A 23155-nucleotide genomic window follows, 5' to 3' on the forward strand; every position below is an offset into this window, starting at 1 on the left:
CCGTTCAGGGCACGCCCACCCCGCCGTGCACGGGTGCGGTGCGCGCCGCCACGACGATCTGGCCGAGCGCCAGGCCCCCGTCGTTGGGCGGGACCCGGCGGTGCCGCAGCACGGTGAAGCCGTCCTGCCCGAGCAGCCGGGCGGCGGCCTCGGCGAGCAGCGTGTTGGCGAACACCCCGCCGGTCAGGACGACGGTCGTCAGGCCCGCGCGTTCCCGGGCCAGCGCGCACCAGCGCCGTACGAGTCCGGCGACCGCGGTGTGGAAGCGGGCGGCGATCAGTGCCGGTGCGGTGCCGGCCCGGAGGTCCGCGACGACGGCAGTGAGCAGCGGCGCCGGGTCCGCGACGGTGTCGGCGGCCGCGCGGTCCGCCGGGGCGTCGGTGCCGGTGTGCAGGGCGAAGGCGTAGCCGGGTGCGGGGTCCTCGCCGGCGGTCAGGGCCGCGGCTTCGAGGGCGAGCGCGGCCTGCGCCTCGTATCCGGCGCGGTGGCAGATCCCGGCCAGGGAGGAGACCGCGTCGAAAAGGCGGCCCATGCTGGAGGTGGGCACGCAGTTGAGGTCGCGTTCGAGCTGCCGGGCGAGCAGCCGCCGTTCGTCGGGCGGGCAGGCGGCGACCGGCGGGAGGTCCGCGGCCCAGTCGATGCCGGCCGCGCGCAGGTGGGCCAGGGCCATCCGGTAGGGGCGGCGTACGGCGGTGTCGCCGCCGGGCAGCGGTACGTAGGCGAGGCGGCCGAAGCGGCGGTAGCCGTCGTAGTCGGCGAGCAGGATCTCGCCGCCCCAGACGGCCTGGTCGTCACCGTAGCCGGTGCCGTCGAAGGCGACGCCGATGACCGGGCGGCTGCCGTCCAGGCCGTGTTCGGCCATGCCCGCGGCGATGTGGGCGTGATGGTGCTGGACGCGGACCAGCGGACGGCCGTCGGTGTGCCGCTGGGCCCACTGGCCGGAGCGGTAGCCGGGGTGCCGGTCGGCGGCGAGCAGCTGGGGGCGGACCCCGGTGACCGTCTCCAGGTGCGCCTCGGCCCGTTCGAAGGCGAGCTGGGTGGCGAGGTCGTCCATGTCGCCGATGTGTGCGGACAGCCAGGCGCGGCGGCCCTCGGCCAGGCAGAGCACGTTCTTCAGGTCCCCGCCGGCCGCGAGCGCGGGACGGACCGGCACCGGGAGCGGGACCGGGAACGGGGCGTAGCCGCGGGAGCGGCGGACGAACAGCGGCTCGCCGTCGTCGGTGACCCGGACCACCGAGTCGTCGCAGGGGACGCGGATCTGACGGTCGTGGGTGAGCCAGGCGTCGGCCAGTCCGGCGAGCCGCCGCACGGCCTCCTCGTCGTCGGTGACGATCGGCTCGCCGGCGATGTTGCCACTGGTCATCACGAGCAGCCGGGGGCCATGGGGGGCGTCGGGCAGTCCGAGCAGCAGGTGGTGCAGCGGGGTGTACGGCAGCATGACGCCCAGGTCGGGGCTGCCGGGGGCGACCGCGGAGGACGGTACCGGCGCGTCCGGGGCGGGCGGCGCGGGGTGGGGGCTGCGGCGGAGCAGGACGACGGGGCGCTGGGGTCCGGTGAGCAGTGCGCGTTCCGCGGGCCGGATGCGTACCAGGTGGGCGACGTCGTCGATGTGGCGGGCCATCAGAGCGAAGGGTTTGTCGCCGCGGGCCTTGCGGCGGCGCAGCAGGGCGACGGCGGTGTCGTCGGTGGCGTCGCAGACCAGGTGGTAGCCGCCGAGGCCCTTGACGGCGACGATCGCGCCGGCGGCGAGCAGTTGACGGGTGGCGGCGACCGGGGCGGGGTCCGGTGCCGGCCGCGGCGCGGCGGTGGGGTCGGCGGGGTCGGCGAGCAGCAGCCGCAGCCGGGGGCCGCAGTCGTGGCAGGCGATCGGCTGGGCGTGGAACCGCCGGTCGGCCGGATCGGCGTACTCCCGTGCGCAGCGCGGGCACATCGGGAAGCGGTCCATGGTCGTCCGGGCCCGGTCGTAGGGCAGCGCGGTGACGATGGTGAAGCGTGGACCGCAGTGCGTGCAGGTGATGAAGGGGTGGCGGTGGCGGCGGTCGGCCGGGTCGGCGAGTTCGGCCAGGCAGGCGTCGCAGGTGGCGGCGTCCGGCGCGACCAGGGTGCGGGAGGGGCCCTGGCCGTGGGAGGGCAGGATGCGGAATCCGGTGTCGCCGGTGGCGGCGAGGTCCTCGCCCTCCACGGCGTCGACGACGGCCAGCGGCGGCGCCTCGCCGGCGATCCGGGCGCCGAAGGCGGCGAGTGCGGCGGGCGGGCCCTCGACCTCGGCGAGCACGCCCTCACCGGTGTTGGTCACATGGCCGGCCAGGCCCAGTTCGGTGGCGAGGGCGTGGACGAACGGGCGGAAGCCGACGCCCTGGACGACGCCGCGCACGGTGATCCTGCGGCGTGCGGTGACCGGGGCGGGGGCGCCCGCGGGGGCCCGGTCGACCTGCCCGGTGGTCATGAGCGGCTCGACGCCACGGTGCCGAGGTCGGCGGAGTGCTCGTCGCACGGCTGGGGTTCGCCGTCGTCGTGGACGTGGTGGGAGGTGCGGGTCATCACGGGGATGTGGACCGGCGCGCCGTCGCGGGCCGCCAGTGCCCGGTCCAGCAGCACTCCCTCGCCGACGCCCTGGCGCACCGAGGTGAGGTGCACCTCGACGCCGGGGTTGACCCGTTCGACGTTGGCGCGGAACTCCTCCCCGTCGAAGGAGACCGCCTCGGCGATGTCGGTCTTGGTGACCACGACCAGGTGGGCGAGGCCGAAGGCGGTGGGGTACTTCAGCGGCTTGTCCTCGCCCTCGGTCACCGAGGCCAGCACCACCCGCAGGGTCTCGCCGAGGTCGTAGGAGGCCGGGCAGACCAGGTTGCCGACGTTCTCGATGAACAGCAGCCGGGTGTCGGCGGGGAGCCAGTCCTTCAGGTGCCCGCCGAGCATCTCGGCCTCCAGGTGGCACAGCCCGTCGGTGAGGATCTGTTTGACGGGTACGTCGGAGCGGGCCAGGCGGACCGCGTCGTTCTCGGTGGCCAGGTCGGCGGTGAGCGCGGCCACCGGGATGCCGCGCTCGCGGGCGAGGGTGAGTTCGCGCTCCAGGAGGGCGGTCTTGCCGCTGCCGGGGCTGGAGAGCAGGTTGACCAGCGCGGTGCCGCGGGCCGCGAGGTCCTCGCGCAGGGTGTGGGCGCAGGCGTCGTTCTTGGCGAGAACCGCCTGTTGCAGGTCGACGACACGGCACATGGTTCAGCGCTCCTGGGAAATCGGTGGGTGCGGCGCGGTGTCGTGCCAGCACACACGGACGATCTGCAGTTCACGGCCGGACAGCAGCTCGGTGTCCGTCCCGTCGCAGCCCGGGCAGGTGAGCCGCGGAGGCATGCCGGGCGGCCAGATCCGGGCGCAGGCGCCGCAGCGGGCGCGGGCCGGTACCGGTTCGATGTCGAGATCCGCGCCCTCCAGCGCCGTGCCCGCGCAGGCGAGCTGGAAGGAGAAGGTCAGTGCGTCGGGGACCACTCCGGCCAGTTCGCCGACCTGGAGGCGGACACTGCGCACCGCGGTGGCTCCGGCGGGCCGGGCCGCGCCGTCGACCTGGTCGACGACCGCGAGCGCGATGGACATCTCGTGCATCGGTCCCTCTCTGCTGCGGGACTAATGGGTGCCGCCGGGCCGGTCCGCGGATTCGCGCGGGCCCGCCCCGGGCCCTTGAGCTCATTAGACGGCGCGGGCGCGGGTGGGCCGGGGTGCCTCGCCGGGCGGCGCTGCGGCGTCCTTCGTTCGGTGCAGCGCCGCCGCGGTCACATCGCGCGGATGCGCAGATAGCGCTTGATGTCGGGCAGGTTGCTCTTCAGGGCGAGGGCGAGCACGGCGGCGGCCGCCGTGCCGAGGATCAGTTTCAGCATGGGGTGGTGCTCCTCTCGGTGGTGTCCGCGTCGGTGTCCGCGTCGGTGTCCACGTCCTCCTCCGCGTCAGCGTCTGCGTACGCGTGCGCGTCGGCCCCGACCAGCCGCAGGATGAGTGCCACGGCCTCGTCGACCGCGGCCTCGACCGGGTCGCTCAGGCCGATCCCCTCGGCGGTGTCGGCCGGTTCGCAGCCGACGACGAGGACGCGCCGGGGCGGGCGGCCACCGGTGCCGGCGCTGAGCGTGTCGAGCAGCGCGAGCACCGCGTCGGGGGTCATGTGGTGGGCGTCGAGGGCGGCGGCCCTCGGGCGCGGGGTGGCCGGTTCGGTGGCGTCGAGGAGGTGGACGGTGCCGGGGTCGGCGCCGCGGGCGGTGGCGTCGACGAGCAGCACCGTGTCGTAGCCGTCCAGTATCTGGTAGGCGAGGTGGACGCCCCGTACGCCGCTGTCGACGATCTCGACGCCGTCCGGGAGGGGGTGTGCGCCGAGCCGGCGGACGGCCTCGACGCCGAAGCCGTCGTCGCCGAGGAAGATGTTGCCGACGCCGGCGATCAGCGTCTTCGCGGGCGGCCGGGCGGCGCCGGGGGCGGGGGCGCTCACATGTCCTCCAGGGGAGCGAGTTCGTCGGGCTGGAAGTAGAGGAAGCGGCCTTGTTCGCGCCGGATGTCGGCGCCCGGGTCGTCCTCCAGCGTCACCGCGAGGTGCACCCCGCCGTCCACGTCGTGCAGCACGGCCTCGACGAGGGCGGTGCGGCCGTGCAGGAAGAGGTCCTGGGCGTCGGTGCGGCGCCGGCCGGGCTTCAGCAGCACCCGGCTCCCGGCGCCGACCGGCCGTCCGTCGATGCTGATCCGGTCGGTGGCGGGGTCGACGCCGCGGTCGCCGCCCGGGTCCCACCAAGGGGTGCCGGGGCGGGTGCCGGGCACGTCGGGGGCCCGCTCGCCGGGTGCCTCAGGGCCGGGGCCGGTGACCTCGCGCAGTGCGCGTACGGCCCCGTGCAGGCGCTCCAGGACCTCGGGGGGCATGGTGTCGGCGAGTGCGATGACGTCGGCTGCGCGCGGATCGGTGCCGCGGGCCTCACGCTTCTCCTGGTCGGTGAGGGCCGCGGTGCGCAGGGCGAGGATCTCGTCGATCTCCAGGGCGTCGTAGAGCGCGCCGGGGCTTTCGGGGGCGACGGCCGGGTGATCCTCCAGGATGATCGGCGAGGACAGGACCACGTCGGCGCGGTCCAGTTCGCCGGCCAGCACCGGCCAGGTGTGCTCGTTGCGGCAGGATGCGACGGCGGACCGGGCCCATTCCGGCGGGTCGGTCAGGGACAGGAAGCGGCCGGCGCTCAGGCCGAGGAAGAGGTGGGCGCCGATCAGCGCGTGCGGCAGTGCTGCGGTCCGGTCGGTGGTGCCGGAGGGGGTCCAGTCGCCGGTGTTCTCGACGGTCGCGGTCAGCCGCAGCGCGGCGTACGGTCCGTCGAGCGGGCTCGCGGTCAGCCGGATCCGCCCGTCGATCCGGGCGCGGCGGCGCACCAGCCGGCCGATGAGGCGTCCGTCGGCGTCGTGCACCGGCTCGGTCTCCTCGCTCGCCGGCCGGGTGAACGGCAGGGCGCGGCCGGTGCCGGTCAGTTCGGTGACGGCGGCGTCGAGGGTGAGGCGTTCCTCGGTGGCCTCGTCCCAGGGGACCAGCACCCGGTCGGGCAGTTCCAGTTCGTCGACGGTCTCGAACTCGCCGTCGGGGCGCAGGCGTTGGACGGTGCGGCGCTGGGCGTGCAGGAACCGCAGTTCGGCCGAGAGCCGGGCGCCGGGCTTCGGTTCCATCAGGCATTCGGTGCGCTGGTGGGAGTGTTCGGCGCCGGCGGCGGTCCAGCCGGGCGGGACGAGGACGCCGAACTGCCAGCGCAGCCGGTTCTTGGCGGCGGAGGCACGGTACGGGTAGAGCACGTAGCCCTCGAACAGCACGGCGTCCGCCACCTGGCGGGCGGCGGCGAAGCGGTCCGTCGCCTCGTCGGGCCGGATGCCGGTCGTCATGGGGCGGTCCTCTCGGCGAGCGGGCGGGCGGCGGTGCCGGGGAACGGCCGTGCGTGCCGGGCGGGCGGCGGGGGTGGCGGATCGTCGCCGGCCGCGGCGAGCAGCGCCTCGACGGCCTGCTGCCAGGAGGGCAGGGCGTGCCGGGAGCGGTAGGCGAGCAGCGCGTCGAGGGTGGTGCGGGGCAGCCGCAGCCAGCCGCAGCCCGGGAAGTGGGTTTCGATCATTTCCTGCCAGACCGTCACCGGCATCCGCACCTGTGCTTCCTTGTGCCAGGCGACGGGGTGGACCCGGAAGCCGCCGGCACCGGCGAAGACGGTGCCGGAGAACAGCAGCAGCAGCGGGACCTCGCCGTCGGCGAGTGCGTGGAAGTAGCGGCCGGCGGCGACGTCGAGGTCGTAGCTGCAGGGGACGGGCAGCTCGATCTCGGTGGTGCCGGTGTAGCCGGGGACGACGTGGGAGACCTGGGCGAACTGCAGGGGGTGCAGGGTGCTGCTCCAGCGGGAGCGGTCGCCGAAGAGGTCGGTGAGCGCCTCGGCCTCGTCGGTCCGGTAGTCGCGGCGGGCGGGTTCGATGCGGATCTGGCAGCGCAGCGCGACGGCGTGCACCCGGTCGGCGGGGTCGGCGGTGGACAGGCGCAGCCGGAAGAGGAGGGTGGGGGCGGCGGCGCGGCGGTCGGCGCGGACGCCGGTGCAGTCGAAGGACAGCTCGGTCACGGCCGGTCGTCCTCCCTCGGCTCACGGGCCCGGCGGGCGACCGTGGTGAAGAAGTCGGCGAGCGCGGCGCGGGCTTCGGCGCCGCCGTCGAAGCCGCGCCACAACAGCCGCATCCGGCCGACGAGTTCGTAACAGATGTCGATCGGTACGAGGTAGCAGTCGGTGCGGTCGTCGGTGCGGCGCAGCAGCAGGGCCTCGACGTCGGGCTGGAGGAGCGGGGCGAGGCGGCTGCCCGCGAGTACGGTTTCCCAGGCGGCGGGGTCGAGTTCGCTCTCGGTGGCGCCGGCCGGGCTGGGGTAGAGCGCGACCAGCCGGTCCAGGCCGGTGTGGCGGAGGAAGAAGGCGACGCCGACGGGGATCCGCAGCAGGTCCCAGGCCGCCTCGTCGAGGGTGTGGCCGGGGTCGGTGAGATAGCGGTCGGGGACGGTGCGGAACCGTCCGTGGCCGGCGCCGGGCTGTTCGAAGAGCAGGGCGCAGGGCGTGCAGGCGCAGGCCAGGGCCCGGCCTTCGGTGTCGACGAGGTGGCGGTGGTTGTGGTCGGCGAGCACCACGCCGCACAGTTCGCAGCGTTCGGGGGTGGCCGGGGTCGGGGCGCGGAAACGGCGCAGCCCGCGGTGGGCGGTGTGCGGGCCCAGGCGGGTGGCCACCGGCTGACGGCCGGTCATGAGGCGGTGGCAGGGGCCGGCGGTCGGCGGGAGATCTGCAGCAGGACCGGCTCCTCCGCGGCCGGGGCCGCCTCCCACTCGACGGTGCTGACCTCGGGGGCGAAGCTGCTGACCGCTGCTTCCACGGCCTGCCGGCCGGTTCCGTCCGCGCCGGAACAGCCGCAGCCGCCGGAGTCGGCCGCCCGCAGCCGCAGCGTGCCGGTGTCCGGGTCGAAGCCGGCGGTCTGTGCGGGGTGCCGGCCACGGACGCTCTCCAGGGCCCGTCCGATGCGGGCCTCGGTGTCCTCGGGGTGCAGGTCGTGCAGCGCGAGCAGGCTGGTGACCAGGGGGTCGCCGAGCAGCGCGGTGCGCAGGGCGGGGTGCGGGCCGGTGCCGTCCGGGGTGCGCTCCAGGTGGTGCATGATGCGGGCGAGCCCGGCGCCGTAGAAGTCCATCAGGACGCGGACTAGTTCCTCGGCGGCGGCGCCGGTCTCGTGGTCGCCGTTCCGGGTGAGCCGGTCGAGCACCTCCTCGACGCGGCGGCCGGCCTCTTCGGCGCTCGGGGCGGCGGGCGGTGCCTGGCGGTCGGCGGGGGCGCTCATCCGGCCAGTCCGCTCAGGCCGGTGGGCACGTGCTCGGTCCGGACGGTCTTGCCGTCGCCGACGTACATGTGGACGCCGCAGGGCAGACAGGGGTCGAAGCTGCGCACCGTGCGCATGATGTCGATGCCCTTGAAGGTCTCCGGGGGGTTCTCCTCGAAGATGGGGGTGTTCTGCACCGCGTCCTCGTAGGGGCCGGGAGTTCCGTAGCTGTCACGGGTGCTGGCGTTCCACGGGGTCGGCGGGTACGGGTGGTAGTTGGCGATCTTCCCGTCCCGGATGACCATGTGGTGCGAGAGGACGCCGCGGACAGCCTCGGTGAAGCCGACGCCGATGGACTCGTCGGGGACCTCGAACTTCTCCCAGGTCCGGGTGCGTCCGGCGCGGACCTCCTCCAGGGCCTGTTCGGCGAAGTGCAGCGCCATGGCGGCGGTGTACGCCTGGAAGTAGGTGCGGGCGCGGTTGCGTTCCAGGGCGTTGCTCCACTTGGGGATCCGCCACTCGAAGCGGGCCTCGGGGCGGGTGAGGCTGCGCGGCAGGTCGATGACGACGCTGTGGCCGGTGGCCTTGACGTAGGGGGTGTCGACGAGCCCGGAGAGCGCGGTGGACCACAGCCGGGCGATCGGTCCGCCGCCGGTGTCCAGCGCGAGGTGCTCCTTGCCGTCGAACCAGCGCGGGGACATCACCCAGCTGTACTTGTCGGCGAAGTCGCGCTTCTGCGGGGCGGGGATGGTGTGCTGGTTCCACGGGTGGCGGGCGTCGATCGGGTTGCCGAGCGGGTCGTGGGTGACGAACTTCTCCTGGTCCGCCCAGTCCTGGTAGTAGGAGCTGCCCAGCAGGATGCGGATGCCGAGGTTGATCTCGGTGAGGTCGTTGGTGACGAGCTTGCCGTCGACGATGATGCCCGGGGTCACGAACATCTTGCGGCCCCAGTCCGTCATGTTGCGGTAGGTGAAGTCGCAGTGGTCGGGGTCGTTGAACGCGCCCCAGCAGCCGAGCAGGACGCGCCGCCGGCCGACCTCCTCGTATCCGGGCAGCGCCTCGTAGAAGAAGTCGAAGAGGTCGTCGTGGAGCGGGACCACCCGCTTCATGAACTCGACGTAGCGCATCAGCCGGCTGAGGTAGTCGGTGAAGAGCTGGACGCTGGCGATGGTGCCGACGCCGCCCGGGTAGAGCGTGGAGGGGTGCACATGGCGGCCCTCCATCAGGCAGAACATCTCCCGGGTGTAGCGGCTGACCTGGAGCGCCTCGCGGTAGAACTCGCCCTCGATGGGGTTGAGGGAGCTCATGATGTCGGCGATGGTGCGGTAGCCGTGGTCGCCGGCGTGCGGGGCCTCGGTGCGCCGGGCGAGTTCCCAGACGCCCGGGTTGGTCTCGCGGACCATCTTCTCGCAGTAGTCGACGCCGACCAGGTTCTCCTGGAAGATGTTGTGGTCGAACATGAACTCCGCGGACTCGCCGAGGTTGATGATCCACTCCCCCAGGTGCGGCGGCTTGACCCCGTAGGCCATGTTCTGGGTGTAGACCGAGCAGGTGGCGTGGTTGTCACCGCAGATGCCGCAGATCCGGCTGGTGATGAAGTGCGCGTCGCGCGGGTCCTTGCCGCGCATGAAGACGCTGTAGCCGCGGAAGACCGACGAGGTGCTGTAGCACTCCGCGACCCGCTTCTGCTTGAAGTCGATCTTGGTGTGGATGCCCAGGCTGCCCACGATCCGGGTGATCGGGTCCCAGGACATCTCCGTCAGACCGCTGCCGTCACCGGCCGCCTTAGTCGTCGGTGCCATCGTGTGTGCCGTTGCCCTTCTGTAGGCGGGAGGTGGGGTCGGACGGGGTGGCGGGAGCGCCGGACGGTGAGCGGGGGCGGGCCGGCCGCTCAGGGGGCCGTACGGTCACCACGGCCTGCGGAATCCGGTGGTCAGCTGGTCGCCGCGGTGCCGCCACTTGGGTTCCTGGTCGACGGTCTTGGCGGTGATGTCGCGCAAGCGGCGGACGATCCCGCCGTACGCGGCGCTGGCGGTGCTGGAGAGCTTGCTGCCGGGCGGCTCGTCCATGAACGGCATGAACTTGTCGGGGAAGCCGGGCATGGTGCAGGCGATGCAGATGCCGCCGACGTTGGGGCAGCCTCCGATGCCGTCCATCCAGCCCCGCTTGGGCACGTTGCATTTGACCACGGGACCCCAGCAGCCGATCTTCACCAGGCACTTCGGCGAGTCGTAGGCGGTGGCGAACTGGCCCTGCTCGTAGTAGCCGGCGCGGTCGCAGCCCTCGTGGACGGTGGCGCCGAAGAGCCAGGTGGGCCGCAGTTGGTCGTCGAGCGGAATCATCGGGGCCGCGCCCACCGCCTGGTAGAGGAGGTAGACCAGGGTCTCAGCGAAGTTGTCCGGCTGGATCGGGCAGCCGGGCACGCAGACGATCGGGATGCCGGCCTTGGACTTCCAGTCCCAGCCCAGGTAGTCGGGCACGCCCATGGCACCGGTCGGGTTGCCGGACATCGCGTGGATCCCGCCGTACGTGGCGCAGGTGCCGATGGCGACGACGGCGAGGGCCTTGGGGGCGAGCCGGTCGATCCACTCACTGGTGGTGATCGGCTGGCCGGTCTCCGGGTCGTCGCCGAATCCGCACCAGTAACCCTCCGGCTTGATGGCCTCATTGGGGATGGATCCCTCGATGACCAGCACGAACGGGTCGATCTCGCCGCGCTCGCCCTTGAAGAACCACTCGATGAAGGTGTCCGCGCCGCCGACCGGCCCGCATTCGAAATCGATCAGCGGCCAGTGGACGGCGACCTTGGGCAGGCCGGGCAGCACGCTGAGCGCGATCTCCTCGATGCTCGGCTGGGTCGCGTTCGTCAGCGACACCGAGTCACCGTCACAACTCAGGCCGGCGTTGATCCAGAGGATGTGGATCGGCGGCTGGTCCTCCGCGGACGGCTTTCCGTCCGCGGCGGACTGGGGGGCCACGCTCGATGCTGCGGACATGGGGTCTCCTCGGCGAATCTACAACGAAAGCCCCATACAGGACTTCCGTTCACCTTGGTAACACCCCGCGCGGTGCGCGGCCGGTTGGGCTGGGCCGTTGCGGTGAAGGGCCGGAAATGGTTCGAGGGCGCCCGGAAGTACCGGGCGCCCTCAAAAACCGTGCCGGCCGTCAGCCGAGCGAACCGGCCTGCACCGCGGTCACGTCGAACCGGCCGCCGCACACCCGCAAGCCGCGGCTGCCGGTGGTCATCGACTCCTTGGAGCCGGGCGGGTAGACGAAGACGAGCTGCGAACGACTCCAGCAGGGGATGTCCGACACGCCCTCGTTGACGGTGTGCAGCACGGCGTGCCCACTCTGCCCCGGCTGGAGACGGACCGCACCGCCCGGGCCGCCCTCGCGGGTGGCGGGCTTGCCGACCGGCGAGCCGTCCCGCTGGATCAGCGAGACGCCGGGGAAGCCGCGCAGCGTACAGGCCTTCTTGCCCTTGTTCGTGAAGACCAGGGGGTAGCGGATGTTGCCGGCGCCGATGTCGGAGGCGCCCAGCCGCAGCGACATGTTGGCGGCGGTGCAGCGGTCCGACGCCGTCATGGCCGAGGCGTGCGACTTCGTGGTGCCCGGCACGTTGCCCTTCGCCTTGCTGCCGGCAGACGCCGAATTCGCCGAGGGCCGCTCGCCACCGGCCGACTGCTGGGCGCCGCCGGTCGTGCTGCCGGACGGCTTGGCACCGCTGCCGGCCTCCTGGGAGGTGTCGGATGCGGCGGCCGACGAGGGGCGGGAGGCGGCGCCGGTCCCGTCCTGGCAGGCGGTGAGCGTGAGCGCCGCGACGGCGATCAGCGATCCGGCGGCGACACGGCGGCCACGGCCGAGTGTCTTGGTGGTGAGCGACATGAGTGTCTCCCCCTCGTCTGGTAGGTGCGAGCTCGTCGTTTGGTTGCGTACGGTCCGTCCGTTGCTCTTCCAGCGTGGCCCCGGGCGCTGCCGGTCCGCTAACGAGGCACTAACACACCACTAACGAGCCGGCCCGGGCGGCGCGCCGATACCTCCGGCACGTCATTGACCAGCCGGGATTCCGGGGCGCCGCTCAGGCTCGCAGAAAATCCCCGAGTTGCGGACGCGGCACCACCAGCTTCGGCCTACTTCCCGGGGCCCTGGTCGGCTCCGGTGGTCGGCGGATCGGCGACCGGGTTGCCGTAGAAATCCCGGTTACCCCCGTTCGGCACCGTTACGCCCGCCCCCAGCGCCGGGGAGCCGGACCGCGGCCGGGCGCTACGTCCGTTCCTCCCGGTCCCGCTCCGCCCGGTTGACGGCCGCGAGCACGGCCCGCAGGGAGGCGGTCAGGACGGAGGTGTCCTGGCCCGCGCCCCAGTACGCGACGCCGCCGATGCGGCACCGGACGTAGGCGACGGCGGCGCTGTCCGGCCCGGAGGTGAGGGCGTGTTCGGCGAAGTCGAGGATCTCGGCGGGATGGCCGGCGGCCGCCAGCGCCGCGGTGAAGGCGGCGAGCGGACCGTTGCCGGTGCCCTCGGCCTGCCGTGCGTCCGCGGGACGCCCGGCGCGGCCCAGCGTGCAGCGGATCCGGTGCTCACCCGGCACGGGCTCGGTCGCGGTCCAGGAGGCCAGGATCAGCGGCCCCTCCTCCCCCGGGTCGAGATAGCTGCCGCGGAACAGTTCCCACAGCTCCTGGGGCGTCGCCTCCTGCCCGCTGTCGTCGGTCGCCCGCTGGACCACGCGGGAGAAGTCCGGCCGCATCCCCTGCGGCAGGTCCAGGCCGTGGTGCAGCCGCAGCAGATGCGCGATCCCCCCTTTGCCCGACTGGCTGTTGACCCGGATGACCGCCTCGTAACTGCACCCGAGATCCGCGGGGTCGACCGGCAGGTACGGCACCGCCCACGGCGCTTCGGACTCGGGTACGCCCAGTTCGGCGGCGCGCCGGGCGTGGTGGGCCAGGCCCTTGCTGATGGCGTCCTGGTGGGTGCCGGAGAAGGCGGTGTGCACCAGGGAGCCGGCGTAGGGGTGCCGCGGGTGCACGGGCAGCCGGATGCAGTCCTCCACGGTGCGGCGCACGGTCGCGAGGTCCGAGAAGTCGATCATCGGGTCGACGCCCTGGGTGTGCAGATTGAGCGCGAGGGTGACCAGGTCGACGTTCCCGGTCCGCTCGCCGTTCCCGAACAGGCACCCCTCCACGCGCTGCGCCCCGGCCAGCACGGCGAGTTCCGCGCACGCCACGCCGGTGCCACGGTCGTTGTGCGGATGCACGGAGAGCACGACCGCGTCCCGCCGCTCCAGATGGCGGTGCATGTACTCGATCTGATCGGCGTACACATTGGGCGTGGCGACCTCCACCGTGGCCGGGAGGTTGTGGGTCACCGGGCGGTCCGGGGAGGCGTCCCAGAGCTCGGTCAGACCGTTGCAGATCTCCAGGACGAGATCGGGCTCGGTGAGGTTGAAGACCTCGGGCGAGAACTGGAACCGGATGTCGGCCTGCGGGCGGGCCGCGGCCAGCCGCGCCATGTGGGTTGCCGCGTCCCGCACCAGGTCACGCACCTCGGTCCGGCTGCGGCCGAGGACCACCTCGCGCCAGGTGGGTGCGGTGGCCGTGTAGAGGTGCACGACGGTGCGCGGCAGCCCGTCGATGGCGGCGAAGGTCCGCTCGATCAGCTCGCGTCGGGCCGGGGTGAAGACGACCACGGTGACGTCGTCCGGCACCGCGTCGCTCTCGGCCAGATGGCGGACGAAGTCGAAGTCGGTACGGCTGGCGGAGGGGTAGGCGACCTCGATCTCCTTGAAGCCCATGGAGACGAGCAGATCGAACATCCGGCGCTTGCGCGGGATGTCCATCGGTTCGGCGAGCGCCTGGTTGCCGTCGCGCAGGTCGACCGGCACCCACAGCGGGGCCCGCACGATCCGGGCGGCGGGCCAGGCCCGGGCGGTGCGCGGCACCTCGACGCGTTGATGGGCGGGCCGGTAGCGGTAGGAGGGCATCGCGCTGTGGCGCTGCGGGTTCCACACCGGCGCGTCGGCGGGGACGGGGCCGGTGGGCGTACGGAGGGCGGGGGCGGGGATGGGGATGGGGATGGGGACGGAGACGGGGGTGGGTGCGAGGGAGGTGGCGGTGGTGGTGGCGGCGGTCGTTTCTGTGCCGCTGGTGCCGGTGGCGGGGCGGGAGTTGCTGGTACTGCGGTCGGGGCTGGACATCTCGCGGGAGATCTCGTGGGACATCGCGTTCCTTCACAGGAGCCGGAGGGAGACCGGCAGCACCGAACCCCGCGGCGGGGTGCCGGTCGCGTCAGGCCCCGCCACGGCGGCCGAGAAGGAGACCACGCAGCGTCATGCCGGGTACAGTAACCACACATCAACTCCTCAGACAACCTGAGGAGTTAGAACCGAGATGTTCGGAACTGAGTGTCCGGAACTGAGTGTTCGGAAGGTGCGAGGTACCACGGCATGCCGCTCGAAGCGCTCCGCCCCAGCCCCCTGGTCGAACAGGCCGCCCAGCGGCTGCAGGACCAGATCACCGGGGGCGACTGGCCGGTGGGCACCCGGCTTCCCGGTGAGACCACCCTGGCCAAGACCCTCGGCGTCGGCCGCTCCACGGTGCGCGAGGCCCTACGGGCGCTCGCGGGCGCGGGACTGGTCCAGCCGCGGCAGGGCGCCGGGGTGTTCGTGATCGCGACCGAGCCCACCGAGGACTGGCCGGCCCGGCTGCGCCGCGCGGCCGTCGGGGACGTCTACGAGGTCCGCGCCATGGTGGAGGTACAGGCCGCCCAACTGGCCGCCGTCCGGCGCACCGACGACGATGTCGCCGCCTTGCGCGCCGCCCTGGAGGGCCGCCGTACCGCCGCCGGGTCCGGCACCGCGGCGTTCGTGGACGCGGACATCGCCCTGCACGCGGCCGTCGTCGCGGCCGCGCACAACCCCGTACTGACCGATCTCTTCACCGAGTTCGTGCCCGCCCTGCGCCAGGGTCTGATCGACCTCGTCGAGCTGCTGGACCTGCGCGGCCGGGACCCGCAGCCCGGCGACGCCCGGCACGCGGCGCTGGTCGACGCCGTCGCGGACGGCGACGGTACGACGGCGAGCCGGATCCTGCGGGAGGAATTCGACGAAACCCTGGGGCAGTTGGCGGAGCGGTGAAAGGGAGAGCGTGCGGCCCGGGCCGGTACGCTGCCCCCTCGCTCAGCTGTCTGTGGCGGACGGCTGGAGGTCGGGGGCGGGCGACTGGAGATCGGGGGTGGACGGTCGGAGGTCGGTCGCTGCCGGCCGGAGATCGGGGGCGGACGGCTGGGTGAGGGTCAGGTCGTGGGTCTGCTCGGCGCCGCCGGGGAGGGATATCGGGGTGGCGTGCGGCGGATAGCCGGCCGCGGTGAGGGTGTACCGGCTCCCGCTCAGGTCTGAGAAGGCGAACGCGCCGTCCGGTCCCGTGACGGTGTGCCCGGTGACCGTGCCGTCCGCGAGGAGGGTCACCGCGGCGTCGGCCAGCGGGCGGCCGCCCGGTCCGCGTACCGTGCCGCGGACGGTGGCGGCCGGCCGCAGCCGGACGTCCTGGCGCTCCGGGCCGGCGTCACCGGTCACGTTCACGGCAAGGGCCTGCGGCTGGTGGCCGGGGGCGCTGAGGACCAGGGTGTAGTTGCCGGGCGGGAGTTCGGTCACCTCCCACCGCCCCTCGGTCCCGGCGGCCGTACGGGCCACCACCTCGCCCGCCGCGTCGGTGACGACGATGCCGCCGCCGGCGAGCGGGGTTCCCTCGGGGCCGCCGCGCAGCGTGCCGTGGAGCCGGCCGCTGGCGGTGAGCAGCAGATCCGTCTCGACGGTCTCGACGGTCGTACCTGCCCCGCGGTAGGTCGCGGAGGTGGCGTACGGGGCGTGTCCGGGCGCGGCGCCGGTCAGGACGTACGTACCGGCCGCCGGGGCGGCGAGCGCGTACCGCCCGTCGGACGCGGCGGTGGTGACGCCGGCCTGCCGCCCCTGATGGTCGATCAGGGTGACGGTCGCACCGGGGACCGGCCCGCCGTGGGACCCGAGGACACGTCCCCGGAATCCGGACCGGGGGTCGTACGCGGCCCCGCCCTCCGCGCCACCCCGGCCGGTCCCGCGGTCGGTGTCCTCGCCGTTGCCCTGGTCCGTCCCGCGGTCGGTGTCCTCGCCGTTGTCCTGACCGGTCCCGTGGTCGATGTCGTCCTCGCTGCCCTCACCCATCCCCTGCTCGGCATCGTCCGTGCTCTGGGCCACCAGGGTCGGCCGGGAGGGCTTGCGCTGTGACGGCAGGAAGGAGGCCAGCGCCACGCCGAGGACGACCGCGGCCGTGGCGATCAGGAAGGAGACCCGGAAGCCGGCCATCGTGGGCACCGTGACCGGGCCCATCCGCTGGGACATATGGGCCAGCACCATGCCGATCACCGCGCTGGAGACCGAGGTGCCGATCGAACGCATCAGGGTGTTCAGGCCGTTGGCCGCGCCGGTCTCGGAGGCGTCGACGGCGCCGATGATCAGCGCGGGCAGTGAGGAGTACGCCAGCCCGATGCCGGCGCCGACGACCACGGCGATGATGACGGTCTGCCAGGCGGCGTTCATCAGGCCGATGCCCGCGCCGTATCCGACGGCGATGACCAGCATGCCCAGCAGCAGCGTCGCCTTCGGGCCGCGGCGGGCCGCGATCCGTGCGTACACCGGCGCGACCAGCATCATGGTCAGACCCAGCGGCGCCATGCACAGGCCGGCCACCACCATGGACTCGCCCAGGCCGTAGCCGGTCGACTCGGGCAGCTGCAGCAGCTGCGGCAGCACCAGTGAGATGGCGTAGAAGGCCACCCCGACCGTGATCGAGGCGAGGTTGGTCAGGAGCACCTCGCGGCGGGCGGTGGTGCGCAGGTCCACCAGCGGGTCGGCGATGCGCAGTTCCATCACGCCCCACAGCACCAGGACCAGCAGCGCGATCCCGAACAGCCCGAGGGTGGTGGGTGAACTCCAGCCCCAGTCACTGCCCTTGGTGATGGGCAGCAGAAGCGCCACGAGCCCCGCGGAGAGCCCGACGGCGCCCGCCACGTCGAAGCGGCCCGGGGCGCGGACCGGCGTCTCGGGCACGAGGAGCAGGGTGAGCAGGATGGAGAGCACGCCGAGTCCGGCGGCGCCGAAGAACAGGCTGTGCCAGTCGGCGTGTTGGGCGACGAGGGCGGCGGCGGGCAGCGCGAGTCCACCACCGACGCCGATCGACGAACTCATCAGGCCCATGGCCGAGCCGAGCCGTTCGCGCGGCAGTGCGTCCCGCATGATGCCGATGCCGAGCGGTATCGCGCCCATGGCGAAACCCTGCAGCGCCCGGCCGACGATCATCGTGACCAGGTCGCTGGTGAACCCGCAGACCAGCGAGCCGACGACCATGACCGCGAGGCTGGTCAGCAGCATCCGCCGCTTGCCGTAGAGGTCACCGAGCCGCCCCATGATGGGGGTGGCGACGGCACCGGCGAGGAGGGTGGCCGTCATGACCCAGGTGGCGTTGCTCGGTGCGGTGCGGAGAAGCACCGGCAGGTCCTTGATGACCGGTACGAGCAGCGTCTGCATCACCGCGACGACGATGCCGGCGAAGGCGAGGACCGGGACGATGGCACCACCGGCTCTGCGCTGTCCGCCCACGGCCGGTCCGGACACCGCGGGGGCCTCGGTGGCGCCCACCGCACCCACGCCCCTTCCGGGGAGCTGATCCGTCGTCGTCTGCGTCATACGTGCGGCCTCCAGGCGGCGGAAGGACTGTCGTCAGAAGTCGTGAGAAGCGTGCGAAGGGTGAGAAGCGCGAGAAGTCGTCAGGGAACGGGGCAGGGCGTCGACACGGCGAGCCCTTGATACGTGCATGACGAACGTTTCAACTCGGCGGTCTATTCCGCACGTCGGGAGGCATCCGCATCACCGCGCGGTGATCTGCCTCACGCCGCCCACCGGACCGACGAGAACCAGTGAAGCGCACACCACTGACAATCCGACGCACGAAGAAGGCGCCGCGGCTTTTCCGCGACACCTTCCCGAGGTCTTCGCAAGGCCTCCGGACCGCGACCGATCAACACCGCGTGCGCGGTATGTTTTCCTGCCCGAATTCTGCGCTCTACGCGAATCGTCCCGCAGGGCGCTTCTCAGCCCGCGGCGACATCCAGCCCGGCGCCGGCCTGCGCCACGGGCTGCGCCTTCTGCTGCAGTTCGGCATCCAGCTTCTCCCCGCGCTCGGGGCCGAGTTGGAGCTTGGCGAGGATGGCGGGCACGGCAATGCTGGGCAGGGTGTGCTGGAAGAAAACGGTCAGCCGGTGGGAGAGGTCGGCCCGGTTGGAAAACGCCTGCGACATCATCTGCAACCCGGCGAAAGCGCCGACGAAAAGCTCGGCGGTGTCCCGCACGTCAACACTCTCCAGCACCTCGCCGCGCCCCTTCGCCTCGTCGAACAACCCCTCGACGAACTGGCTCCAGGCGAGCATCGACTGCCTGCGGTCCAGGTGGTTGGAGCCCTGCTCGACGGCCAGCCGCGCGGCCCCGCGCTGAATCGGGTCGGTGCGCAGCCGGAAGGCCAGCACATGACCGGAGTCGACGAATTCCTGCAGTTTGATCGGCTGCGGCGCGACGGCGATATCGACCACCTGTTCCTGAAGGATGGCGAGCGCGAGCTGCTCCTTGGAAGCGAAGTGGAAATACAAGGCGCCCTTGGTCACCCCGGCGCGTTCGAGGACTTCGGCGATCGTCGCACGGTCATAACCCTGCTCGTCGAACACCGCGGCGGCCGACTCCAAGATCACTCGCCGGGTCCTGATCGCGCGGTCCTGTTGTGCCACAGGACGCCTCCTGTCTCTCGAAATCTTCCGTTGCCGCCGGTGTGGCCACCACTGCAAGTCGCCCCGCCACCAGCGTATTTCCCCCTTCCCTCAGCCCGGCATTGAAAATAAAACCGGATGGTACGTATCTTAACAGCGATGGACCTCATCCCGTAGAGACGCCTGGGGGCAGCCATGAGCGACACGATGCACGTCAGCGGCACCGCTCAGCCCACGACCCCACAGCAGCTGCACCACCCCCGCAACCCCGGCGACAGCCTTCCGCCCCCCGCCCGCACCCGCGTCCCCCGGGAATGGGTCCATCGCCCCCTCCTCGACGACGTGCTGGTCACCTCCTGGCGGCGCGTGGACGACGCGCACTTCTCGCTGACCGCCGAGTGGCCCCACGAACACGGGTACTTCACCACCCCTCACGGCCGGCATCATCCCATTCTCACCGGGGAGACCATCCGCCAGGCAGGGCTGTTGCTCTGCCACACAGAACTCGGCGTTCCGGTCGGACACCACTTCATCCTCGGCGACCTCGTCTACACCATGGACCCCGAACACCTCGCCGTGGGCGACCGCCCCACCTCTCTGACGATCGACGTCACCTGCAGCAAGCTGCGGATGCGGGCCGGCACTCTGGTGAGCGGCCGGTTCGACATGACCATCCGTAAGGCGGGCCGGATCGTCGCGACGGGCCACTCCAATGTGACCGTCACCTCGCCCGGTGTCTACGGCCGGATCCGCGGCGACCGCCTCACCGCCCGGCGCGACCTCCGCCCGCTACCGCCGGCCGTCCCGCCGCACCTCACCGGCAGCGCCACCGAGCACGACGTCCTGCTCTCCCCCACCGACCGGCCGGACCGCTGGGTGCTGCGCGTCGCCCCCGGTCACGCCGCGGTCGTCAACCCGGCGAACGACCACATCCCCGGAATGGTGCTGCTCGACGCCGCGCAACAGGCCGCCCGCGCCCGCACCACGCCCGGGGGCTTCGTCCCGTACGCCGTCGGCACCGAATTCCGCCGTTACGCCGAGCACGGCGTGCCCTGCGTGATCGAGGCCCGGCGCGTCCCCTCGGCGCTGCCCGGCAGCACCACCGTCCAGGTCACCGGCACGCAGCACGACGAGCCGGTCTTCGTGACCACCCTGACGGCGCTGGACGCCCGCGACTGAGCGACGCGGCTCATCCGCCACACGCTTCGCGGCCCAGCCGACAGCGCAGCAATCCCCCGCATGCCACAGTCATAGGCGGCCGCATGCCCGCCTCGCCTACATGGAAGGCCAACACTCATGGGTGACCTCAACGGAAAGACCGCGCTGGTGACCGGCGCCAGCCGGGGCATCGGCCGGGGCATCGCCCAGCGCCTGGCCCAGGACGGCGCACTGGTCGCCGTCCACTACGGCAGCAACGACATCGCGGCAAAGGAGACCGTCGAACACATCAGAGGCGCCGGTGGCCAGGCCTTCATAATCGGCGCGGAACTGGGAGTGCCGGGCGACGCCGAGGCCCTCTTCTCCGCCTTCGACGACGGACTGGCGGCGCACGGCGCACGGGCGGGCCTCGACATCCTCGTCAACAACGCGGCGATCAGCCTGCCGGGGCACATCGGCGAGGTGACCCCCGAGGAGTTCGACCGCATCCTCGCGGTCAACACCAAGGCGCCGTTCTTCGTCACCCAGCACGGGCTGCGCCGGATGCGTGACGGCGGACGCATCATCAACATCTCGTCGGCGGTGACCACTACGGCGTTCCCATCGACCATCGCCTACGGGGTCTCCAAGGGCGCGGTGGAGACCCTCACCCTCACCCTCGCCAAGGACCTCGGCGAGCGCGGGATCACGGTGAACACCATCGCCCCCGGCTTCATCGAGACGGACATGAACGCCGCGATGCGGGCGACGCCCGAAGCCCATGCCGCACTGGCGGCGATCTCGGTGTTCAACCGGCTCGGCCGCCCCGCCGACATCGCCGACGTCGCCGCGTTCCTCGCCTCCGACGACTCCCGCTGGATCACCGGGCAGCGCATCGACGTCACCGGCGGGTCCATGCTCTGAGTGCGGCGCCCGGCGGCGGGCTCAGAGGGGGCGCGGGGCGGCGCCCTCCAGGCCGAGCAGCCGCCGCTTGGGTTCCGGGCCGGCCGCGTAGCCCGAGAGCGAGCCGTTCGCGGCGATCACGCGGTGGCAGGGCCGCACGATCAGCAGCGGGTTGCGGCCGATCGCGGTCCCCACCGCACGGACCGCCGCCGGCGCCGCCCCGATCGCCTCGGCGATGCGCCCGTACGTGGTCGTGGTGCCGTACGGAACGGCCTCCAGGGCCTGCCAGACGCGCCGCTGGAAGGCGGTGCCACGGGTGGCCGCGGTGTCGGCGTACTCGATGTCGAAGCGGGTCAGCGTCCCGTCGAAGTAGGCCCGCAGCTGCTGCGCGATCCCGTCGAACGCGGCGGGGTCGCGGACCCAGCCGTCCTGCACGGCCGCACCGCCCTTCTGCCCGGGCAGGGACAGCGAGCGAAGCGCGGTACCGCCCCGTGCGGTGGCCGACTCCTGCCCGACCAGCAGGAGTTCGCCCAGTGGGCTGTCGAGGGTGGTGTAGAGCGTCATGAGTGTCACGGAAACCACTGTGCCGCAGGTCGCCGGGGTGCACCGGCGGAAATCGGACGTCGTGCTGCGGGGGGGGGACGCGGCCTCGTGCCCGGCCGGCGGCTCAGGCGGACGGCATGGGCCAGTCGTCCAGTGAACCGCCCCGCCATTCGACCAGCCGCGGGTCGTCCAGCCGGATGTCCTCCGCCGGACCGGCGACCCCCGCCCGGCGGAGGAATTCGGCGACGTCGCCGCGGCCGTGGGCCAGGCCGACGATCTGCCCACGCACGGTCACCCGCCGTCCACCGGACGGCGTCGGCGGGTGCACGATGACTGGCGGGTGCTCGGTCATGCCTCCAGCGTGCGACGGGCAGCGCACTCCCGCACGTCGACCGCCCCCAGGGGCAGCAATCGTTGCCCACGCAAGGAATGCTTGCGTGACGAGGACTGCGTACCGGGACTTCCCGACAGAGACACCCCACAAGGAATGGTGTTGCCGTGCAGAGAAACGCCTCGGGAGCGGATCCCCTGGCCTCGCCGGAGTACTTCCGGAACCCGTATCCGCTGCTCGCCGCCGTGCGGTCGCGCGGTCCCGTACAGCGGATCCGGACCGGGAACGGCCGGACGACGTGGCTGGTGACCGGATGGGCGGAGGCGCGGGCGGCGCTGGCCGACGCCCGGCTGTCGAAGGACACCGCCCGCTACTTCGCCGACCGGCCGAGCAACCGCAACCTGGCGCCGGCGGTCAGCCGCACCCTGCTCGCGACCGACCCGCCGGACCACGGCCGGCTGCGGAAACTGGCGATGACGGCGTTCACCCCGGCGGCCGTCGCACGCCTGGAACCGCGCATCCGGGTGCTGGCCGGGGAACTGGCCGACGCCCTGGCGCAGCGGGACGAGGCGGATCTGGTCGAGGGCTTCGCGGTGCCGCTGCCGATCGCCGTGATCAGTGAGCTGCTGGGGATCCCCGAGCCGGACCGAGCGGCGGTACGGCGCTGGTCCAACGAGCTGTTCGCCGCGGCCGCCCCGGACACCGTGGACCGTGCGTCCCACGCCCTGAGCGGCTATCTGACCCGGCTGATCGCGGACCGGCGCGCGGCGCCCGGGGACGACGTCCTCAGCGGGCTGATCGCCGCCCGGGACGACGACGATCGGCTCTCCGAGCCCGAACTGGTCTCGCTGGCCGCCCTGTTGGTGGTCGCCGGGCACGAGACGACGGCCAACCTCATCGGCAACGGCATGGTGACCCTGCTCCGTGACGACGCCCTGCGCGCCCGGCTCCGGGCCGACCCGGGACTGCTGCCCGCCGCGGTCGAGGAATTCCTGCGCCATGACGGACCGCTGACCGTCGCGACCTTCCGCTTCGCCACCGAGCCACTGGTCCTCGGCGGCGTCACGATCGCCGCGGGCGATGTCGTGCAGGTCGCGCCCGGCGCCGCCAACCGCGATCCGGCACGGTTCGACGCACCCGACACCGTACGACTCGGCCGCGCGGGCGGGCACCTCTCCTTCGGGCACGGCCCGCACCACTGCCTCGGCGCGGCGCTTGCCCGCGTCGAGGCCCGGATCGCGTTCGAGGTGCTGCTGACCCGCTGGACCGACATCCGTCCCGCGGGCCACGGACCGGAAGCGGTGGAATGGCGGCGGGCGCGTCTGATGCGCGGTCCGGCGCGCCTGCCGGTGACATTCGTCCGCTGACTCGACGGGGAGTCGGGAACGGGGGCTCGGCGGAGAGCCGCAGGAACGGGGAGACTCCACGGGGACGTGGGACACGGGTACACCGGCGCCGCGACCGCAGTGCGGCGGTCGCGGCGCCGGCCGTTCCGGGACCGTCGCGGGACGTGCCCGCGGACCGGCTCAGCCTTCGGTGGGGTGTCCGGAGAGGCGTTCGACGCCGCGGAGGAGGGCGGAGTGGTCCAGGCCGCCGTCGCCTTGGGCGCGCAGGGAGGCGACGAGTTGGGCGA

21 protein-coding genes and 1 pseudogene are annotated in these 23155 nt (G+C 72.8%); 4 read left to right on the forward strand and 18 right to left on the reverse strand.

All coding sequences use genetic code 11. From position 1 onward, the window contains the following. Nucleotides 1–4: 4 nt before the first annotated feature. The 13 genes from hypF to IG62_RS0113220 all read right to left on the reverse strand — a co-directional run bounded on the left by hypF (nucleotide 5) and on the right by IG62_RS0113220 (nucleotide 14040). Nucleotides 5–2446: a carbamoyltransferase HypF gene (gene hypF, locus IG62_RS0113160; RefSeq protein WP_030801328.1), complete on the reverse strand. Its 2442-nt coding sequence runs from the start codon at nucleotides 2444–2446 to the stop codon at nucleotides 5–7. After that, nucleotides 2443–3216, reverse strand: coding sequence for a hydrogenase nickel incorporation protein HypB (gene hypB, locus IG62_RS0113165; RefSeq protein ID WP_030801329.1), 774 nt, complete (start codon nucleotides 3214–3216; stop codon nucleotides 2443–2445). The genes hypF and hypB overlap by 4 nt, the downstream gene beginning before the upstream one ends. A gap of 3 nt (nucleotides 3217–3219) precedes the next feature. Further along, complete coding sequence (locus IG62_RS0113170) at nucleotides 3220–3600, reverse strand: hydrogenase maturation nickel metallochaperone HypA (RefSeq protein ID WP_030801331.1); 381 nt, start codon at nucleotides 3598–3600, stop codon at nucleotides 3220–3222. A 167-nt stretch (nucleotides 3601–3767) separates the two neighbouring features. Then, on the reverse strand, nucleotides 3768–3872 hold the full coding sequence (locus IG62_RS50090; protein ID WP_393571331.1) for a DUF6893 family small protein: 105 nt from the start codon (nucleotides 3870–3872) through the stop codon (nucleotides 3768–3770). Next, nucleotides 3866–4471, reverse strand: a complete 606-nt coding sequence (locus tag IG62_RS0113180) for a hydrogenase maturation protease (RefSeq protein WP_078871978.1) — start codon at nucleotides 4469–4471, stop codon at nucleotides 3866–3868. The genes IG62_RS50090 and IG62_RS0113180 overlap by 7 nt, the downstream gene beginning before the upstream one ends. Then, nucleotides 4468–5886 carry a hypothetical protein gene (locus tag IG62_RS0113185; protein WP_030801336.1) on the reverse strand — a complete coding sequence of 473 codons (1419 nt, stop codon included), beginning with the start codon at nucleotides 5884–5886 and terminating at the stop codon, nucleotides 4468–4470. The genes IG62_RS0113180 and IG62_RS0113185 overlap by 4 nt, the downstream gene beginning before the upstream one ends. Continuing rightward, complete coding sequence (locus IG62_RS0113190) at nucleotides 5883–6599, reverse strand: DUF6084 family protein (protein WP_030801339.1); 717 nt, start codon at nucleotides 6597–6599, stop codon at nucleotides 5883–5885. The genes IG62_RS0113185 and IG62_RS0113190 overlap by 4 nt, the downstream gene beginning before the upstream one ends. Continuing rightward, nucleotides 6596–7264, reverse strand: coding sequence for a DUF5947 family protein (locus tag IG62_RS0113195; RefSeq protein ID WP_051798024.1), 669 nt, complete (start codon nucleotides 7262–7264; stop codon nucleotides 6596–6598). The genes IG62_RS0113190 and IG62_RS0113195 overlap by 4 nt, the downstream gene beginning before the upstream one ends. Then, a complete protein-coding gene (locus tag IG62_RS0113200; RefSeq protein ID WP_030801342.1) occupies nucleotides 7261–7845 on the reverse strand; it encodes a NifU family protein in 585 nt (194 codons plus the stop codon). The genes IG62_RS0113195 and IG62_RS0113200 overlap by 4 nt, the downstream gene beginning before the upstream one ends. Further along, nucleotides 7842–9626, reverse strand: a complete 1785-nt coding sequence (locus tag IG62_RS0113205; RefSeq protein WP_030801345.1) for a nickel-dependent hydrogenase large subunit — start codon at nucleotides 9624–9626, stop codon at nucleotides 7842–7844. The genes IG62_RS0113200 and IG62_RS0113205 overlap by 4 nt, the downstream gene beginning before the upstream one ends. Nucleotides 9627–9731: 105 nt before the next feature. After that, nucleotides 9732–10820, reverse strand: a complete 1089-nt coding sequence (locus IG62_RS0113210; RefSeq protein WP_030801347.1) for a hydrogenase expression protein HypE — start codon at nucleotides 10818–10820, stop codon at nucleotides 9732–9734. A 169-nt stretch (nucleotides 10821–10989) separates the two neighbouring features. Further along, nucleotides 10990–11709, reverse strand: coding sequence for a DUF4232 domain-containing protein (locus IG62_RS0113215; RefSeq protein WP_030801348.1), 720 nt, complete (start codon nucleotides 11707–11709; stop codon nucleotides 10990–10992). Nucleotides 11710–12087: 378 nt separating this feature from the next. Then, entirely contained in the window at nucleotides 12088–14040 is a 1953-nt protein-coding gene (locus tag IG62_RS0113220) for a 2-isopropylmalate synthase (protein WP_420711063.1), read from the reverse strand. Nucleotides 14041–14265: 225 nt separating this feature from the next. On the opposite strand from IG62_RS0113220, the gene IG62_RS0113230 reads away from it, so the two are divergent. Then, nucleotides 14266–14955 carry a FadR/GntR family transcriptional regulator gene (locus tag IG62_RS0113230; RefSeq protein ID WP_030801353.1) on the forward strand — a complete coding sequence of 230 codons (690 nt, stop codon included), beginning with the start codon at nucleotides 14266–14268 and terminating at the stop codon, nucleotides 14953–14955. Nucleotides 14956–14997: 42 nt separating this feature from the next. On the opposite strand, the gene IG62_RS44585 is transcribed toward IG62_RS0113230, so the two are convergent. Both IG62_RS44585 and IG62_RS0113240 read right to left on the reverse strand, forming a co-directional pair. Continuing rightward, nucleotides 14998–17538 carry an MFS transporter gene (locus IG62_RS44585; protein ID WP_078871979.1) on the reverse strand — a complete coding sequence of 847 codons (2541 nt, stop codon included), beginning with the start codon at nucleotides 17536–17538 and terminating at the stop codon, nucleotides 14998–15000. A gap of 404 nt (nucleotides 17539–17942) precedes the next feature. Next, nucleotides 17943–18629, reverse strand: coding sequence for a ScbR family autoregulator-binding transcription factor (locus IG62_RS0113240; protein ID WP_030801359.1), 687 nt, complete (start codon nucleotides 18627–18629; stop codon nucleotides 17943–17945). A gap of 174 nt (nucleotides 18630–18803) precedes the next feature. Here IG62_RS0113240 and IG62_RS0113245 point away from each other — a divergent pair, with 174 nt between their 5' ends. Continuing rightward, the gene (locus tag IG62_RS0113245; RefSeq protein WP_030801362.1) at nucleotides 18804–19787 is read left to right on the forward strand and encodes a ScbA/BarX family gamma-butyrolactone biosynthesis protein; all 984 of its coding nucleotides are present in this window, start codon (nucleotides 18804–18806) and stop codon (nucleotides 19785–19787) included. Nucleotides 19788–19904: 117 nt separating this feature from the next. Beyond that, entirely contained in the window at nucleotides 19905–20669 is a 765-nt protein-coding gene (locus IG62_RS0113250; RefSeq protein ID WP_030801364.1) for an SDR family oxidoreductase, read from the forward strand. 21 nt (nucleotides 20670–20690) lie between these two features. Here the strand turns inward: IG62_RS0113250 and IG62_RS0113255 are convergent, their stop codons facing one another. Both IG62_RS0113255 and IG62_RS0113260 read right to left on the reverse strand, forming a co-directional pair. Continuing rightward, nucleotides 20691–21212, reverse strand: a complete 522-nt coding sequence (locus IG62_RS0113255; RefSeq protein WP_030801367.1) for a methylated-DNA--[protein]-cysteine S-methyltransferase — start codon at nucleotides 21210–21212, stop codon at nucleotides 20691–20693. Between the two features lie 103 nt (nucleotides 21213–21315). Beyond that, a complete protein-coding gene (locus tag IG62_RS0113260; protein WP_030417114.1) occupies nucleotides 21316–21543 on the reverse strand; it encodes a hypothetical protein in 228 nt (75 codons plus the stop codon). A gap of 146 nt (nucleotides 21544–21689) precedes the next feature. Here IG62_RS0113260 and IG62_RS0113265 point away from each other — a divergent pair, with 146 nt between their 5' ends. After that, complete coding sequence (locus tag IG62_RS0113265; protein ID WP_063755360.1) at nucleotides 21690–22889, forward strand: cytochrome P450 family protein; 1200 nt, start codon at nucleotides 21690–21692, stop codon at nucleotides 22887–22889. A gap of 159 nt (nucleotides 22890–23048) precedes the next feature. Here IG62_RS0113265 and IG62_RS46265 read toward each other — a convergent pair. Next, nucleotides 23049–23155: pseudogene (locus tag IG62_RS46265) on the reverse strand (2-hydroxy-3-oxopropionate reductase); the annotation flags it as partial.

Source organism: Streptomyces sp. NRRL S-337, assembly GCF_000720175.1.
GTDB lineage: Bacteria > Actinomycetota > Actinomycetes > Streptomycetales > Streptomycetaceae > Streptomyces > Streptomyces siderophoricus.